Source organism: Achromobacter insolitus, from assembly GCF_002209555.1.
Lineage (GTDB): Bacteria > Pseudomonadota > Gammaproteobacteria > Burkholderiales > Burkholderiaceae_B > Achromobacter > Achromobacter insolitus.
In genome coordinates, this window is sequence record NZ_NJIF01000003.1 from 979,924 (window position 1) to 994,794 (window position 14,871).

At 64.7% G+C, this 14,871-nt stretch carries 16 protein-coding genes; 10 read left to right on the plus strand and 6 right to left on the minus strand.

From position 1 onward, the window contains the following. Positions 1-39: 39 nt before the first annotated feature. Complete coding sequence (gene speG, locus CEY08_RS14690; RefSeq protein WP_042793186.1) at positions 40-624, minus strand: spermidine N1-acetyltransferase; 585 nt, start codon at positions 622-624, stop codon at positions 40-42. Positions 625-805: 181 nt separating this feature from the next. Here speG and CEY08_RS14695 point away from each other — a divergent pair, with 181 nt between their 5' ends. Together CEY08_RS14695 and CEY08_RS14700 are read left to right on the plus strand one after the other, a co-directional pair. Continuing rightward, complete coding sequence (locus CEY08_RS14695) at positions 806-1,120, plus strand: hypothetical protein (protein WP_076812855.1); 315 nt, start codon at positions 806-808, stop codon at positions 1,118-1,120. Between the two features lie 71 nt (positions 1,121-1,191). Continuing rightward, positions 1,192-2,922 carry a methyl-accepting chemotaxis protein gene (locus CEY08_RS14700; protein ID WP_076812852.1) on the plus strand — a complete coding sequence of 577 codons (1,731 nt, stop codon included), beginning with the start codon at positions 1,192-1,194 and terminating at the stop codon, positions 2,920-2,922. Positions 2,923-2,934: 12 nt separating this feature from the next. On the opposite strand, the gene CEY08_RS14705 is transcribed toward CEY08_RS14700, so the two are convergent. Further along, a complete protein-coding gene (locus tag CEY08_RS14705) occupies positions 2,935-3,849 on the minus strand; it encodes a LysR family transcriptional regulator (protein ID WP_076812849.1) in 915 nt (304 codons plus the stop codon). Between the two features lie 195 nt (positions 3,850-4,044). On the opposite strand from CEY08_RS14705, the gene CEY08_RS14710 reads away from it, so the two are divergent. From CEY08_RS14710 to CEY08_RS14720, 3 genes are all read left to right on the plus strand, one after another. Beyond that, a complete protein-coding gene (locus tag CEY08_RS14710; protein ID WP_076812846.1) occupies positions 4,045-5,346 on the plus strand; it encodes an MFS transporter in 1,302 nt (433 codons plus the stop codon). 24 nt (positions 5,347-5,370) lie between these two features. Beyond that, positions 5,371-6,864 carry a M81 family metallopeptidase gene (locus CEY08_RS14715; RefSeq protein WP_063960372.1) on the plus strand — a complete coding sequence of 498 codons (1,494 nt, stop codon included), beginning with the start codon at positions 5,371-5,373 and terminating at the stop codon, positions 6,862-6,864. Positions 6,865-6,927: 63 nt separating this feature from the next. After that, complete coding sequence (locus tag CEY08_RS14720) at positions 6,928-7,449, plus strand: 2'-5' RNA ligase family protein (RefSeq protein WP_076812843.1); 522 nt, start codon at positions 6,928-6,930, stop codon at positions 7,447-7,449. A 33-nt stretch (positions 7,450-7,482) separates the two neighbouring features. On the opposite strand, the gene CEY08_RS14725 is transcribed toward CEY08_RS14720, so the two are convergent. Together CEY08_RS14725 and CEY08_RS14730 are read right to left on the minus strand one after the other, a co-directional pair. Beyond that, the gene (locus CEY08_RS14725; protein WP_063642611.1) at positions 7,483-8,187 is read right to left on the minus strand and encodes a riboflavin synthase; all 705 of its coding nucleotides are present in this window, start codon (positions 8,185-8,187) and stop codon (positions 7,483-7,485) included. Between the two features lie 92 nt (positions 8,188-8,279). Continuing rightward, complete coding sequence (locus CEY08_RS14730; RefSeq protein WP_063642612.1) at positions 8,280-9,713, minus strand: aldehyde dehydrogenase family protein; 1,434 nt, start codon at positions 9,711-9,713, stop codon at positions 8,280-8,282. 307 nt (positions 9,714-10,020) lie between these two features. Between CEY08_RS14730 and CEY08_RS14735 the strand changes: the two genes are divergently transcribed. Both CEY08_RS14735 and CEY08_RS14740 read left to right on the plus strand, forming a co-directional pair. After that, entirely contained in the window at positions 10,021-10,824 is an 804-nt protein-coding gene (locus CEY08_RS14735; protein ID WP_076812840.1) for a FadR/GntR family transcriptional regulator, read from the plus strand. Between the two features lie 18 nt (positions 10,825-10,842). Further along, the gene (locus CEY08_RS14740; protein WP_076817619.1) at positions 10,843-11,625 is read left to right on the plus strand and encodes a 3-oxoacyl-ACP reductase; all 783 of its coding nucleotides are present in this window, start codon (positions 10,843-10,845) and stop codon (positions 11,623-11,625) included. Between the two features lie 34 nt (positions 11,626-11,659). On the opposite strand, the gene CEY08_RS14745 is transcribed toward CEY08_RS14740, so the two are convergent. After that, positions 11,660-11,878 carry a hypothetical protein gene (locus CEY08_RS14745; protein WP_126389639.1) on the minus strand — a complete coding sequence of 73 codons (219 nt, stop codon included), beginning with the start codon at positions 11,876-11,878 and terminating at the stop codon, positions 11,660-11,662. Between the two features lie 17 nt (positions 11,879-11,895). Further along, positions 11,896-12,141: a hypothetical protein gene (locus tag CEY08_RS14750; protein WP_063642613.1), complete on the minus strand. Its 246-nt coding sequence runs from the start codon at positions 12,139-12,141 to the stop codon at positions 11,896-11,898. A gap of 344 nt (positions 12,142-12,485) precedes the next feature. Between CEY08_RS14750 and CEY08_RS14755 the strand changes: the two genes are divergently transcribed. From CEY08_RS14755 to xth, 3 genes are all read left to right on the plus strand, one after another. Beyond that, entirely contained in the window at positions 12,486-12,998 is a 513-nt protein-coding gene (locus CEY08_RS14755; RefSeq protein WP_088607723.1) for an anti-virulence regulator CigR family protein, read from the plus strand. 123 nt (positions 12,999-13,121) lie between these two features. Beyond that, positions 13,122-13,352 carry a CrpP-related protein gene (locus tag CEY08_RS30305; RefSeq protein WP_076812834.1) on the plus strand — a complete coding sequence of 77 codons (231 nt, stop codon included), beginning with the start codon at positions 13,122-13,124 and terminating at the stop codon, positions 13,350-13,352. Between the two features lie 687 nt (positions 13,353-14,039). Continuing rightward, positions 14,040-14,822: an exodeoxyribonuclease III gene (gene xth, locus CEY08_RS14765; RefSeq protein ID WP_076812831.1), complete on the plus strand. Its 783-nt coding sequence runs from the start codon at positions 14,040-14,042 to the stop codon at positions 14,820-14,822. Positions 14,823-14,871: the final 49 nt, after the last annotated feature.

Sequence of the window (14,871 nt, forward strand, 5' to 3'; positions counted from 1 at the left end):
AGAAGCCTGCGCCCTTGCGGCGCAGGCAGCGCGCCGGCCTCAGCCGGCCTGTTCTTCTTGCGGCCAGTCGCGCAGCACCGGCGCATCCGGGGCGCCAGGCCCCACATCGCGCAGATGGTCGCGCTGCAGCAAGGCCATGCGATAGGCATCGCGGTAGGCGCCGTTGGAGAAGAACTCTTCCTTCAGCAGGCCTTCGATCTGGAAGCCGCAGCGTTCGTAGATATGCACGGCCGCGGTGTTGTCCTTGTCCACCACCAGATAGACCTTATGCAGGTTCAGCACGCGAAATGCGTAGCCAACCGCAATGCGGGTCGCCGCCTTGGCGTAGCCACGGCCCTGGTAGCTGGGCGCGATGATGATCTGGAACTCGGCGCGACGGTGGATGTAATCGATTTCCACCAATTCGACCAGGCCTGCCGGCTGGCCGGTGTCATGCTCGATGATGAAACGCCGCTCGTTCTGGTCATGCAAGTGGCGGTCATACAGGGCAACGAGTTCGTCGTAGGCCTCGTAAGGCTCTTCGAACCAATAACGCATGATGACGTCGTTGTTGTTGATCTTGTGCACGAAGTGCAGGTCGCCGCGCTCCAGCGGGCGGATTTTGATATCGGAAATGACCGACATAGATACCTCCAAACGTGTATCTATTTTATTCGCAGTGTCTCCCCCCTCTTTCGGAAATGTCCTATCGCTCTACTGGGATCGATGACGCATTATGTTTCCAATATTCGCTATTTTTTACTGATTACGAGCTTCAGGCGTTCCCGTTCCGGCGCCGGCCGCACGCATGAGGAGGGCTGACGCCATGGAACTCAAGGAACGGGATCTTCTACTGACTCTGGCAGACACCGTGCACAAGCTGGCTCACGCCGTCGCTCTCAGCCATGCGCAGCTGGAAGCCCTGCGCACCGTAATGATCGGCGTGCACGCCGCGCTCTACCGCGTGCCCGAACTGCAATCCCATATCGAGCAATCGCTCTGCGGCTCCATCGAAGGCGATTTCGTCCAGGCTCTCGGCACGCTCCAAGGCGACGACATCCTGCAACAGCGCGAAGCATGGCTCGCCTCCCTTATTCCAGCCGACATCTGGGAAAAGGTGCGCCCCCGCCCCCATACCTGACCCGCTGCCGGCACGCCGCCAGCATTCCCGCGCAGACGCCACCGGCGTCTGTTTTTCCATAAGGAAACGTAATGCTCCGAGACTTGAAAGTGCGCACCTGCATACTCGCACTGCTCTTCCTGTTGTCTGGCACCATGCTGGTGTCCAACGGCACCTCGTGGCTGAGCCTCAGCACCAGCAACCGCAACCTGGCCCACGTCAACGACGCCTACTCGCTACAGGCCACCGAGCTCAACAATGCCTACCTGCTATTGCTGCGCGCGCGCGTGCTGCTCGCCAACAGTTTCATGGACCTGGAACTGCAGCAGCACAAGGACGCGGCTGACGAACTGAAAGCCTCGATCGATCTCCAGTCCGATGCCAATGCCCGGCTGGATGCCTTCATCAGGGATCCGCATCTGGAAGGCACCGACAGCCTGGTTGCCGAACTAGAAAAAGCCACGAAAGGCTACCGCGACGTCACCAATGCGCAAATACGCGCGCTCACGCTCCGCGATCTGGACGCCTTCCGCTCGCTGGAGGCGGATTCGCGCAGCGTCACCCTCACCTTCAACGCCGCGGCCATGCGGTTCCTGGATTTCCTCGACAAGGCGACCACCGCCATGGTCGATGATGCGCAGGTCGATTACAAACGCGCCCGCACGGTGGTCCTCGCCATGATCGCGATTTCCCTCGGCCTGACACTGCTGGCCTGGCTGTTCATGCGCGGCGTGGTCTTGCGCCCGCTGCAGGAAGCCGGCGCCTGCTTCGAGAAAATCGCCGAAGGCGACTTCACCGGCCGCGTCGACGTTCGCAACAGCAACGAAATCGGACAGATGTTCGCGTCCATCAAGCGCATGCAGGAAAGCCTGACCCGCACCGTGTCCGCAGTCCATCGGGGCGTGGAAGAAATCACCGTGGGCGCGCACCAGATCGCCGCCGGCAACCAGGACCTGTCCAGCCGCACCGAACAGCAGGCCGCCTCCCTGGAGGAAACCGCCGCCTCCATGGAAGAACTGGCAGCCACGGTCAAGCAGAACGCGGACAACGCGCGCCAGGCGAACCAACTCGCAGCCACCGCCTCCGACGTGGCGCAACGCGGCAGCGCGGCCGTGGCGGAAGTCGTCCGCACCATGCAAGGCATCACCACCAGCTCGGGCAAGATCGTGGAAATCGTCTCGGTGATCGACGGCATTGCCTTCCAGACCAACATCCTGGCCTTGAACGCCGCCGTGGAAGCCGCCCGCGCGGGCGACCAGGGCAAGGGCTTCGCCGTGGTCGCAGGCGAAGTGCGGTCGCTGGCGCAAAGCAGCGCCCAGGCCGCCAAGGAAATCAAATTGCTGATCACCGATGCCGCCACCGCCGTCGAAGCGGGGTCCGGCCAGGTGGAGCAGGCCGGCTCCACCATGCAGGACATCGTCTCATCCGTAAGCCGCGTGGCCGACATCATGGGCGAAATCAGCGCCGCATCCGAAGAACAGGCCACCGGTATCGAACAAGTCAACCGCGCGGTCTCGCAGATGGACGAAGTCACCCAGCAGAACGCCGCACTGGTCGAACAGGCCGCAGCGGCCTCCGGGTCGCTGGAAGAGCAGGCGGAGGGGCTGCGCAAGGCGGTCAGCATCTTCAAGATCAACGCCTCGGACGTCATCGATGTGTCCGCGCAACAAGTGGGCAGATCCACCTCTGCGGCGTTACACCACGCCGCCCCGGCCAAATCCGCCGCCAATGAGCGCCCGGCCCGCAGCCCGCGCGCAGCCACGCCAGCCCTGAGCGCAGCTACCGCGGGCAAAGCCGAAGATCCCGACTGGGCCTCGTTCTGAACGCCGCTCGTCTCAGGAGCCGGCAAACGCCGGCAGGCGCAACTCGATCCGCCGCGCCACTTCGTTCGCGGCGGACGACAGCGGACGGCCCAGCCGCAGCAGCATCTGGCATTCAGGCGCGCTCAAGATGGGATGCGCGATGGGCAGCGCTACCAGCTCGCCGCTTGCCAGTTCATGGTGCACGCCCAGGTTGGGCATCAAGGTCACGCCAGCCCCCGTCATCGCGTACTGCTTGAGCACGCGCAACGAATTGGTGGTGAGGCTGGGCGTCAGATGTATGCGCTCCGTGAATTCCAGCAGGTCCACCGCCTGGCGCAAGCCATAGGGAGCGGACATCAGGGCGAAGGGATACGGCAGGATGTCCGCGATGGTCAGCGGGTCTCGCCGCGAGGCCAGGGCGTGGCCTCGGCCTGCCAGCAGGCACACCGGATGCTTGCGGCTGGCGCGACAGCGCAGCCGCGGGTCCACCGGCGGGTTGTAGGCCAACCCGATGTGGGCTGCATCCGTCGCCACCGCTTCGACCACTTCGTTCACAGAGCCCACATTGACGCTGATGTTGATCTGCGGATACTCGATGCAGAACGGCCCCATCACGTGCTCCATCAGGCCGTCGATGAACCCCTCGCTGATCATCAGCTGCACATTGCCGCGCTGCATGCCGCGCAATTCCTGCAGGCGCGCGTTCAGATGCTCCTGCTGGGCGCGGCACCCGCGGTGGTATTCCAGCAGCATGTCGGCCGCCTCGGTGGGCGTCAGCCCGCGCGAACGCCGCTCGAACAACTGCACGCCCAGCTCTTTTTCAAGCAGCTGTATCTGCCGACTGATGACGGAGGCCGCCGTATCCAGCTTGTCCGCGGCGCCTCGTATCGAGCCGCAGGCCATGACCTCGTTGAAGTACTTCAGGCGAACCTGGCTGATTTCCTGCATACCCGCGTTCCTGGGGCGCTCGTCGGCGCCGGTTGAAGATGAACCCAGCGTTGCCCATAGGGCAACGATAATTTATCACCCTGGTCATTGTTCGGAACGCCGCAGTCTTCCAATAATGGCGGCCCGGCAGCCATCGGGCTGCCAGCGCCAACCCCAGCAACCGCGGGCGCCAGACCCGCGCGAGGAGACATTGCAATGCCACATCCGACCACGCCGGGCGCGGACCCGCGCCTGGCACCGCTATACCGCAAGATCACGTGGCGCCTGCTGCCCTTCTTGCTGCTTTGCTACGTGTTCGCCTACCTGGACCGCATCAACATCGGCTTCGCCAAACTGCAGATGCAGCAAGACATCGGGATTTCCGACGCCGTCTACGGCCTGGGCGCCGGCATCTTCTTCCTCGGCTACGTGCTCTTCGAAGTGCCCAGCAATCTGCTGCTGACCCGCATCGGCGCGCGCCGCACGATCAGCCGCATCATGGTGCTGTGGGGTCTGACCTCGGCCTCGATGCTGTTCGTGCAGGGGGAATGGAGCTTCTACGTCCTGCGCTTCATGCTGGGGGTCTTCGAAGCCGGCTTCGCGCCCGGCATGATTTTCTACCTGACCTACTGGTACTCGCAGTCGCGCATGGCCGGCGTCATGGCGGTGGTGATGCTGGCGGGTCCGATCGGCGGTATCGTCGGCGGCCCCGTGTCGGCCTGGATCATGACCGCGTTCTCTGGCGCGCACGGCCTGGACGGCTGGCAGTGGATGTTCCTGCTGGAAGGCTTGCCCTGTGTGCTTCTGGGTGTGGTCGCCTACCGCTACCTGGATGACAAGCCCACCGAGGCACGCTGGCTCAGCGCCGAGGAAAAGGCGCTGCTGGCGGCCGACCTGGAGACCCGGGGCACGCACCAGAAGCATGCCTTCAAGCAGGTACTGCGCGACCCCGTCATCTACGGCATGGCCCTGACGTACTTCTGCCTGATCTGCGGCATTTATGCCGTCAGCTTCTGGCTGCCCACGCTGCTCAAGCTGGCGGGCGTGCGGGACACCATGGAGATCGGCCTGTACTCCGCCATCCCGTACATCGCGGCGGCCGTCTTCATGCTGTGGTTCGCACGCAGCTCCGACCGCATGCAGGAACGGCGCTGGCACACCCTGGTGCCCGCTCTGCTTGCCGGCGTGTCCCTGTGCATCGCTACCGCGGCGCCGACGCAATTCGCGCTATCCCTGACGGCCATCACACTGGCCACGGGCTTCATGTGGGCCTCTTACACGGTATTCTGGGCGATTCCTTCGCAATACCTGAAAGGAGAGGCTGCGGCCGGCGGCATCGCCCTCATCAACAGCATCGGCCTGCTGGGCGGATTCCTCAGCCCGTCGATCATCGGCTGGTCCAAGGAGGCCACCGGCACGCTGGCAGGCGGCCTGTATGTGATTTCCGCCTTGCTGGTGGCGGGAGCCTTGCTCCTGCTGGTCAATCGTCCGCCCCGTTCCGCGCCCGCCCGCGCCTGAAGTCCCCACCCACAGGAAACGATCATGCATATTCTGGTTGCTGGCTTCCAGCATGAAACCAACACCTTCGCGCCCTCGAAGGCCGGCTATGAAAACTTCGTGCGAGGCGAAGGCTTTCCGGCCATGGTGCGCGGCAAGGACATGCTGGCGCTGCGCGAGGTCAACATTCCCGCGGGCGGCTTCATCAACGCGGTGCTGGCCGAAGGCCATACGGTGGAAACCGTCATCTGGGCGGGCGCGAGCCCCTCGGCGCACGTCACCCGCGATGCCTACGAACGGATCGCCGGCGAAATCCTGGAGGCAGCCCGCAGTGGGTCCTACGATGCGGTCTACCTCGACCTGCACGGCGCCATGGTCGCCGAACACGTGGACGACGGCGAAGGCGAACTGCTGGCGCGCATGCGCCAGATCGTGGGCCCCGATGTACCGGTGATCGCCAGCCTGGACCTGCACGCCAACGTCACCGCGCAGATGCTCCAGGAAGCCGATGGCCTGGCCGCGTTCCGCACCTACCCGCACGTGGACATGGCCACGACCGGCGAGCACGCGGCGCGTCTGCTGCAGGCGCGCATCGCAGCGGGCGACCACTGGCGCCGCAGCCAGCGCCGCCTGCCGTTCCTGATTCCGATCAACGGCATGTGCACGATGCTGCAACCCTCGCAAGGCGTGTATGAACTGCTCGAGCGGCTGGAGCAAACGCCGGGGGTCGCCTCCATCTCGTTCGCTCCCGGCTTTCCGGCGGCGGACTTCCCCGAATGCGGTCCGGTAGTGTGGGCCTACGGGACGGATGCGGCGGCGGTCGAAAGCGTGACCGAAACCCTATATCAGCGCGTGCTGGAACTGGAACCGCAATGGTCGCCCGACTTCCTCGAACCCGCCGAAGCCGTGCGGCGCGCGCAGGCGCTGGCGGCGGGCGCGTCGCGTCCCGTGGTCATCGCCGACACACAGGACAATCCGGGCGCCGGCGGCGACGCCAACACCACGGGGATGCTGCGCGCCCTGGTGCAAGCCAATGCCCAGAACGCCGCCCTGGGGCTGTTCTACGACCCGGAAGCGGTGCGCCAGGCCCGCGCGGCCGGGGTCGGCAGCAAGCTGCGGCTACGCCTGGGCGGCCAGTCGGGCGTGGCGGGCGACTCGGCTTTCGAAGGCGAGTTCGAGGTCGAGACGCTGTCACCTGGCAAGCTGCGCTTTGACGGGCCGATGATGAACGGCATGGACGTGGATCTGGAAGCGGTGGCGGGCCTGCGCATCGGCGGCGTGCGGGTGGTGGTCAGCGCCACCAAATCGCAGATGCTGGACCGCAACCTGTTCCGCGTGGGCGGGGTGCAGCCCGAGGAAATGGCGATACTGGTCGTGAAGAGTTCGGTGCACTTCCGCGCGGATTTCCAGCCCATCGCCCATGAGGTCCTGGTGGCCAAGGCGCCCGGCCCCATGCAGGCCGATCCGGCCGACCTTCCCTGGACCCGGCTGCAACCCGGAATCCGCGTGCGTCCGCAAGGCAAGCCGTTCTCCTATTGAGTCCAGCCAAACCGCGCGCCGCCGCGGTTTGGCTTTCGGGCGTTGCGGTGGCAGACTGGCGGCATGAAGAAGTTCTTCACATTTGCCTACCCCTGCCTCGGCGCGCCGGACTCCGACTTCATCGAAGCATTCCGGCGGCAGCATGATGGCCAGCACCCGCTCGCCAAAGCGCATTTCACGATGGCGTTTGGTTGCGCCGGCATCGACGAACAGGCCTACTTGCTGCACCTTGAAGAAGTGGCCCGCAAGCAAGGTCCTATCAGCTTCGCATGCCGCTACGCCATGCTGGGCGCGGACGCGGCGCACGCATATGCGTACCTGGTTCCCGACGAAGGCTACAGCTCGCTGTCCCGCCTGCACGATGCCTTGTACCGCCAGGTGCTCGCGCCGACCCTGCGCCTGGACATTCCCTATGTGCCGCACATCACCATTGGGTCTTCCACCAACCGCGCGCTGATGAAATCGCTGTGCGACGAACTGAACCAGGGCGGGCTGGAAATCCGCGGCTCGGTGGACAGGTTGACGATGGTCGCGCTGGAAAACGGCGTGCTGACCGACCTGACATCGGCACGGCTTTCCGGCTGACGGGCGGCGCGCCGCCCCTTTGGGCGCGGCGGCTTACTTGAGCTTGGGCTGCGGGCTGACGAAATCCTCCAGCGTCAGGCCCTTTTCCTTCAGGATGGCTTCCAGCAGCGGCTGCAGCTTGCCCAGGCTTTCCTGGACCGTTTCGCGCACGGTATCGACCACCACCTGCGTGCTGCGCTCGATCTCGATATTGACGAAATCGCCCACCTGTTTGTCTTCGAACACCGTCATGCGGCGGGTTTCGGGAATCAGCCAGACCTCGAACCAGCCTTCGGCGCGATTGACTTCCGATACGGTGAGGCTGGCGCCATTGATGGCGATATAGCCCTTGGCGAACACGTACTTGCGGAAAGCCTCCGGAATGCTGAAGCGCATCAGTCGGTTGGTATCCGAGGACTTCACCATCACCACTTCGGACGTGAAATCGACATGGCCGGACAAAGGATGGCCGCCGATCTCGGCGCCGTCCTTGGCGGCGCGTTCCACGTTGGCGCGGTCGCCCTCGTGGTAGCTGCCCAGAGTGGTAATGGCCAGGCTTTGCAGCATGACGTCGAAGGTCGCCTGGTTCTCGGACAGGATCTCGGTGACGGTCAGGCAAACGCCATCCGTCGACACACTGGCGCCTATGGCCAGGTCCACGCAGAAACCAGGGGGGAAATCCAGAGTGAAAGTGCGCAGGCCTTCGCGATCCGCGATCTTGGCGATCTTCGCGGTGCCTTGAACAATACCGGTGAACATACGGATCCTGAATGCGGGGCGGCGCGCCCCTGAAGCAAAACATCAACGTTAACCGATATTTTGCCAGGGGCCGCGCGACCCGCGCGCCAGGATCAGTGGCGGATGGCGATCGTCTTCAGGGTGGTGAAGCCATACAGCGCTTCAAAGCCCTTTTCGCGGCCGTAGCCCGATTGGCGCGAACCGCCGAAGGGCAGTTCCACGCCGCCGCCGGCGCCATAGTTGTTGACGAACACCTGGCCGGCGCGCAGCTTGCGCGCCAGGCGCAACTGACGGCCGCCGTCGCGGGTCCAGACGCCAGCCACCAGGCCATACAGCGTGCCGTTGGCGATTTCCAGCGCCTCTTCCTCGGTGTCGAACACCATCGCGGCCAGCACGGGGCCGAAGACTTCTTCCTGCGCCAGGCGGCTGTTGGGCGGGACGTCGCGGAACAGCACGGGCGGCTGGTAGAAGCCGGCCTCGGGCGTGCCTTCCTTGAGCTTGCCGCGCGCCGCAACCTTCAGGCCGTCGGCCTCGGCTTCCGCCAGGAAACCGCGCACGCGGTCCTGCTGGCGGGCGTTGATCAGCGGACCCACGTCCAGATCGGCCGCGGCCGGACCGGTGACCGTGGCCGAGAATGCGTCGGACAGGCGCTTGAGCACGGTCTCGTATACGCCGCGCTGGATCAGCACACGGCTGCCGGCCGAGCAGGTCTGGCCGGCATTCTGGATGATGGCGGCCAGCAGCACAGGCATGGCGGCGTCCAGGTCGGCATCGTCGAACACGATCTGGGGCGACTTGCCGCCCAGCTCCAACGTTACCGGCACGTGGTTTTCCGCGGCGGCGTGCGCCACCATCTTGCCCGTTTGCGGCGAGCCGGTGAAGGAGATGTGGTCGATGCCCGGATGGGCGGACAGCGCCGCGCCGGCTTCATGGCCATAGCCCGTGCAGATGTTCAGGGCGCCGGCGGGCAGGCCCGCGTCGGAGGCGATTTCCGCCAGCTTCAAGAGCGACAGGCAGGCATCCTCCGCCGGCTTGACCACGCACGCGTTGCCTGCGGCCAGCGCCGCGCCCACGCTGCGGCCGAAGATCTGCAAGGGGTAGTTCCACGGCACGATGTGGCCGGTGACGCCGTGCGCCTCGCGCACCGTCAGCACGGTGAAGCCGGGGGTGTAGGGGATGGTTTCGCCGTGCAGCTTGTCGACCGCGCCGGCATAGAACTCGAAATAGCGGGCCACGGCGGCGGCGTCGGCGCGAGCCTGCTTGATGGGCTTGCCCGTGTCGGCCGACTCCAGCTGCGCCAGCTCTTCCTGGCGGTCCAGCAGCGCGAAGGCGATGCGCATCAACAGGCGGCTGCGCGCGGCGGGGGCCATCTGGCCCCACTCGCCCTCAAACGCTTCCCGCGCTGCAGTGACGGCGCGGTCCACATCCGCGGCGCCCGAGCGGGCGATCGCCTCGAAGGGCTTGCCATCGGACGGGTTCAGGACGGGAATGGTTTCACCGGTGGCGGCGGCCACCCATTGGTTGGCGATAAAGTTCTTCTGAGTCACGATGTGCGGAGTAAAGTAGCGGCCGGACGGCCGGTTGCGGGATGGATTCGTCTCCAGGCGTGGCTGCCGGCTCGGGGCCGCAACCGCGCCGCTCGCGGTGTCGCGCGAGTCGCGTTTTGGTATCGAGCCAAGGTACGGGAGCGGCCGGCAACTTGTCAATTGGATTGACAGCTTTTGTCCCAAGAGTCAGGATATTTTCCAACGACCTGGGGTAATCCCTAATAATTCAGCGGGCTTAATGCCACCCCGCGCCACCCCGGATTTGTCATGGCGACTGACAAGCCCGGCTAAACGAGTAGGAGCGCCGATGAGCAATGTGCGTGATCCGCAGCTTGAATCGCTGCTGGAAGCCGTGAACCGCCCCCGTCCCGAATTGGACGTGCTGGCGGAAGTGGCGTCGGGCCTGGGCTATGTGCGCGCCGAACGCTTCGCCGAACGCGTCTACGAAAGCCTCTTCTATGCCATCGCCACCGGCAAGATCGCGCCCGGCAACAAGCTGCCCACGGAGCTCGAACTCGCCGCGCTGTTCGAGGTGTCGCGGCCCGTCGTGCGGCAGGCACTGGACCGGTTGCGCGAGGACCAATTGGTGGATTCCATCCGCGGCTCGGGCACCTATGTGCGCGCCAAGCCGGAACTGATGGGCGGCATGCCCGCGGTGGACCCCGCGCGCCGCGTCGGCCACATCCTGGAAGGCCTGGAGCTGCGCATGGTGATCGAACCCGAATGCGCCTTCCTGGCCGCCCTGCGCCGTACCGACGAAGACTTGCGCGAAATGGACCGCATGCTGACCGGCTACGAAGAGGCCGATGCCTCAGGCGCCATCGCCCACCATCACGACTACGGCTTTCATCGCGCCATTGCGGCCGCCACCAGCAACCAGCGCTTCGTGCAAGTGCTGAAATCGTTGGAGTACGACGTCAGCCACGCCGTCAACGTCATGCGCCATCTGGTCCACAGCCAGCCCTGGAAGCGCACCCGCGCCGCCATCGAGGAACACCGCCACATCTATCGGCTCATCCAGGAACAGGATGCCGAGGGCGCGCGCAATGTCATGCGCGCCCATATCGAAAAAGCCCGCAGCCGCATGCTGAACAGCGGCTCGGAACATTAAGCAGGAAGCCTTTTGAACATGTCATCGCAACGCCCATCCCTGAACCTGGACCAGCAACTCGTCATCGTCACCGGCGCCAGCCGCGGCCTGGGCGCGGCCATTGCGCGCGCCTTCCTGCGCGAGGGCGCCAAGGTGGTCATCAACTATCTGAACAGCGCCGACCGCGCGCAAGCCCTGGCGGCGACGGCGCCCGAACGCGCCCTGGCGGTACAGGCGGACGTGCGCGACCCTGCTGCCGTCGCCGCCATGTTCGCCCAAGCCAGCGCACACTTCGGCCAGCCCGTGGGCACGGTCGTCAATAACGCCCTGCCCGCCTTCCAGTTCAATGGCGACGCTCGACCGCACGCCGACACGTTGGACTGGACGCATATGAATGCGCAGCTGGAAGGCAGCGTGCGCGCCGCGCTCAACACCACTCAGGCCGCTTTACCCGCCATGCGCGCCGCGGGCTATGGACGCATCGTCAATGTAGGCACCAATCTGGTCCAGAATCCGGTGGTGCCATACCACGACTACACGGCGGCCAAGGCCGCGCTACTGGCTTTCACACGGACGCTGTCGCACGAACTGGGCGCGGACGGTATCACCGTGAACATGGTGTCGGGCGGCTTGCTGCGCACCACCGACGCCTCCGCGGCAACCCCTGACGTGGTTTTCGACATGATTGCCGCGGGCACGCCGCTGCGCGAAGTCACGACGCCCGAGCAATTCGCCGACGCCGTGCTGTTCTTCGCCAGCCCCTGGTCTCGCGCGGTGACGGGCCAGAACCTGATCGTCGACGGCGGGTTGGTAAAGGGCTGATTGGTAAAAGGCTGATTGATTAAGGGCTGATCCGTCAGGCCTGAAGGCGCCGCGCGCTGATTTCGACGGCGGCGTACTTGATGCCCTTGAGCGCGGCGTCCTCCGTCACGAAGGCGGAGTCGCCCACGCCTATCCTGGTCCAGTCACGGCCAGGCGCGGTGCGCACCCAGGCCTCGTAACCTTGCTGGGCGGCCAGCGGCCTGAGTTCATATTCGAGTTGGTGGCCGTTGAGCCTGATCACTCCGGTTCTCATGATGGACACCCTTCGCGCTAGCGCCGGCCTGCAATGGCGCAGGCGCGCGCCACGCTACGTCCCGGGCCCGTCATGGGCGCCCCCCGGTAATCCTGCGCCCGCACCACCTCTGATACGCGCTGGCCGTCCGCCATCCATTGGCGGGCGACGCTCACGACATCCGTGAATTCGGGTTGCGGCCCATCCAGCAGCCAGCCAACGATGGGGGCGCCGGGCATGCCGGCCACGCCAGGAGAAACCTGTTCCAAATCAAGGGGCTTCATACTCCTCTCCATTCAGGAAACTGTTAGCGGAGCGTAGAGGCCCTTCGACGCCCAGTCATTAGGAAACCGCAAAAAGTAGAACATTTTGTATACCAAGCTATATCGCTCTCCGACGGGATCGCTCCAGCATGGGCCCCTGGTCCACTGGACATAGACGCTCACATATCAACGATTTTTCAGCGCAACTTGAGGCAGGCCGGCTTGCCCGGAAATCCGCGCCTCGCGGCTCGCCAACCATAGCCCCGCTTACATCTATATCAAATGGGCTGCTACACCAAAAGACTAGGCCGCCCTAGAATCCGCTCATCGCCCCAAGGGCTGAGCAGGAGCCATCCATGAGCCGCATGATCGCCAAGAAAATCCTCACCGCAGCCATCTGCTGCATGTTCGTTGCCGGCGGCGCCATGGCCGCCCCTCCCGAAGGCAAAGGCAAGCCTGACAATGCCGGCCAAGGACAAGGCAATGGCAAAGGCAATAGCAATGGCAACGGCAACAAAGGCGGCGGCTCGGGCAAAGGCAATAGTGGAAATGGCAACTCGTCCAAAGGAAGCGGCAGCAATTCCGGCGACGTCAATGTGAGCTTGCGCCATGCCGGCATCACCATTTCGACCGCCCGAGGCTACGCGCAAGAGTATGGGTTGTCGGGCTACGGCTCGCTGCCGCCAGGCATCCGCAAAAACCTCGCCCGCGGCAAGCCTCTGCCCCCGGGAATTGCCAAGAAAATGGTTCCGGGCCCGATGCTTGCACGGCTTCCCGTCTACCCAGGCTATGAGTGGCGAGTCGCGGGGTCGGACCTCATTCTGGTCGCGGTGGCCACCGCCGTGGTGGCCGATGTGCTTTTCGATGTATTTGACTGACCCCGGCCGCGCATAATCAAGCGCGGTCATCGCGGCGCTGGGCAACCAGGCCGCGCTATTGCGTTGGGCTCCCCGCTTGTTTCATACTTTCCGTGCATTCATCTACTTTTGGAGGGATCACAAATGTATGACGACATCCAAAAGCTGGGCGCAAAAGCCGCCCGCGATGGGTTGACGCTTTGGGATTGCCCCTTTTACCGCGCCGAGGCCATGCCGGGCCATACTGGCGAATCGATCACTGAGTGGCGGCTGAAAATCGACGCCTGGGAATGCGGATTTCTGGCGGCAGTCGAATCACGGACCCCTCCCCCTAGCTGCCGCCCCCCGCCCGCTCGCCGGCGGCATGCGATGTAGCGCATCTGGCCGCGCGGCACGCCGCTTGCTACGCCACGTCTGCTGCAGCGCTCCGTTGCTTTCTCGTGCACGACCGTGGCAACGGGCGGTCTGACGCCTGGCGCGGGATCTTTACCCTCGCCAGGGCGCTGCGGCATGTGCGCGAAAAACGTTCGCGCGTTCCGTTGACCGCTCCCCTGGAGGCGAGCCTGCAAACGACGAGGGTCCGCGACATGCCAAAACACTACTCTCATACCGATTCCGACAAGCTCCGACGCGGCCAGCCCACGGCGGACGCGCCGCCAGGCGGGCCGGAAAACCCCGACGCGGATACGAATTCCGGCTATCCCGCAGGCGGAAAGGAGTTGCCCGAAGGAAAGGACGCCTATGGGCGTGACCGCAAGACGCAGGAACAAGCCGGAAAAACGAGACCGGAGGGCAGCCAGCCTGGCCGGGGATCCACCGCGAGCCGATAGTTTGGAACCGGACGCGAACGAGATCAGGAAGCACGCGTAGACAGTCGATGGGTGGTTGGCGCACGGGCGCCGACCTCAAGGCGCAAGGGAGCAAGGCGGCACGACCGGGTATCATCTGGCCTTGTCCCTGGCGCCCGCCAACCATGCCCGGACAGGCAGCCAGATCAGTCGCTGACACGGGTTTTGGTAGGCAGCCCACGAGCGCCGCATCAATAACCGGTCTACGCGAAACATGAAATTTGCCACTTGGAACGTGAACTCCCTGAACGTGCGCCTGCCGCAGGTGCTGGACTGGCTGGCCGCCAATCCCGTTGACGTCCTGTGCATCCAGGAACTCAAGCTCACGGATGACAAGTTCCCCGAGGCGGCCTTCACCGAAGCCGGCTACCACGCCGTCTGGGCTGGCCAGAAGACCTATAACGGCGTCGCCATCGTGTCGCGCATGCCTGGCACGTCCATGGCGCGCAACATCCCCGGCTACGAAGACCCGCAACAGCGCGTGCTGGCGCTGACCTTTCCCAGCCCCGAAGGCGATGTCCGCGTCGTCTGCGCCTACTGCCCCAACGGCCAGTCCGTGGGCTCCGACAAGTACGCCTACAAGCTGGACTGGTTCGAAGCCATGCGTGCCTGGCTGGCGGAGGAAATCAAGCAGTACCCCAGACTGGCGGTGCTGGGCGACTACAACGTCGCCCCGGCCGACGAAGACGTGCATAACCCCGAGAAGTGGGAAGGCCAGGTCCTGGTATCCGAACCCGAACGCAAGGCCTTCCGCGCCCTGCTCGACTTAGGGCTGGCCGACTCGTTCCGCCTGTTCGAGCAACCCGAAAAGTCCTTCAGCTGGTGGGACTATCGCCAATTCGCCTTCCGCCGCAACGCCGGCCTGCGCATCGACCACGTCCTGTTGTCGCCCCCCCTGGTCAAGCGCTGCGTGGCCTGCGTCATCGACAAAGAGCCCCGCCGCAACGAGCAGCCCTCCGACCACGCCCCGGTCGTCGCCACCCTGGAATTCGCCTGAGGTTTTTATTCAACGGCTTATTGCGCGCGCCGGGAATATTCCTGTATAG

Bases quoted from the DNA above. Each gene is read 5' to 3' on its own strand.
- CEY08_RS14720 (WP_076812843.1), top strand. From the start codon at position 6,928: ATGAAGAAGTTCTTCACATTTGCCTACCCCTGCCTCGGCGCGCCGGAC.
- CEY08_RS14745 (WP_126389639.1), bottom strand. From the start codon at position 11,878: ATGAGAACCGGAGTGATCAGGCTCAACGGCCACCAACTCGAATATGAA.
- CEY08_RS14695 (WP_076812855.1), top strand. From the start codon at position 806: ATGGAACTCAAGGAACGGGATCTTCTACTGACTCTGGCAGACACCGTG.
- CEY08_RS30305 (WP_076812834.1), top strand. From the start codon at position 13,122: ATGTATGACGACATCCAAAAGCTGGGCGCAAAAGCCGCCCGCGATGGG.
- CEY08_RS14755 (WP_088607723.1), top strand. From the start codon at position 12,486: ATGATCGCCAAGAAAATCCTCACCGCAGCCATCTGCTGCATGTTCGTT.
- CEY08_RS14715 (WP_063960372.1), top strand. From the start codon at position 5,371: ATGCATATTCTGGTTGCTGGCTTCCAGCATGAAACCAACACCTTCGCG.
- CEY08_RS14750 (WP_063642613.1), bottom strand. From the start codon at position 12,141: ATGAAGCCCCTTGATTTGGAACAGGTTTCTCCTGGCGTGGCCGGCATG.
- CEY08_RS14710 (WP_076812846.1), top strand. From the start codon at position 4,045: ATGCCACATCCGACCACGCCGGGCGCGGACCCGCGCCTGGCACCGCTA.
- xth (WP_076812831.1), top strand. From the start codon at position 14,040: ATGAAATTTGCCACTTGGAACGTGAACTCCCTGAACGTGCGCCTGCCG.
- CEY08_RS14705 (WP_076812849.1), bottom strand. From the start codon at position 3,849: ATGCAGGAAATCAGCCAGGTTCGCCTGAAGTACTTCAACGAGGTCATG.
- speG (WP_042793186.1), bottom strand. From the start codon at position 624: ATGTCGGTCATTTCCGATATCAAAATCCGCCCGCTGGAGCGCGGCGAC.
- CEY08_RS14740 (WP_076817619.1), top strand. From the start codon at position 10,843: ATGTCATCGCAACGCCCATCCCTGAACCTGGACCAGCAACTCGTCATC.
- CEY08_RS14700 (WP_076812852.1), top strand. From the start codon at position 1,192: ATGCTCCGAGACTTGAAAGTGCGCACCTGCATACTCGCACTGCTCTTC.
- CEY08_RS14735 (WP_076812840.1), top strand. From the start codon at position 10,021: ATGAGCAATGTGCGTGATCCGCAGCTTGAATCGCTGCTGGAAGCCGTG.
- CEY08_RS14725 (WP_063642611.1), bottom strand. From the start codon at position 8,187: ATGTTCACCGGTATTGTTCAAGGCACCGCGAAGATCGCCAAGATCGCG.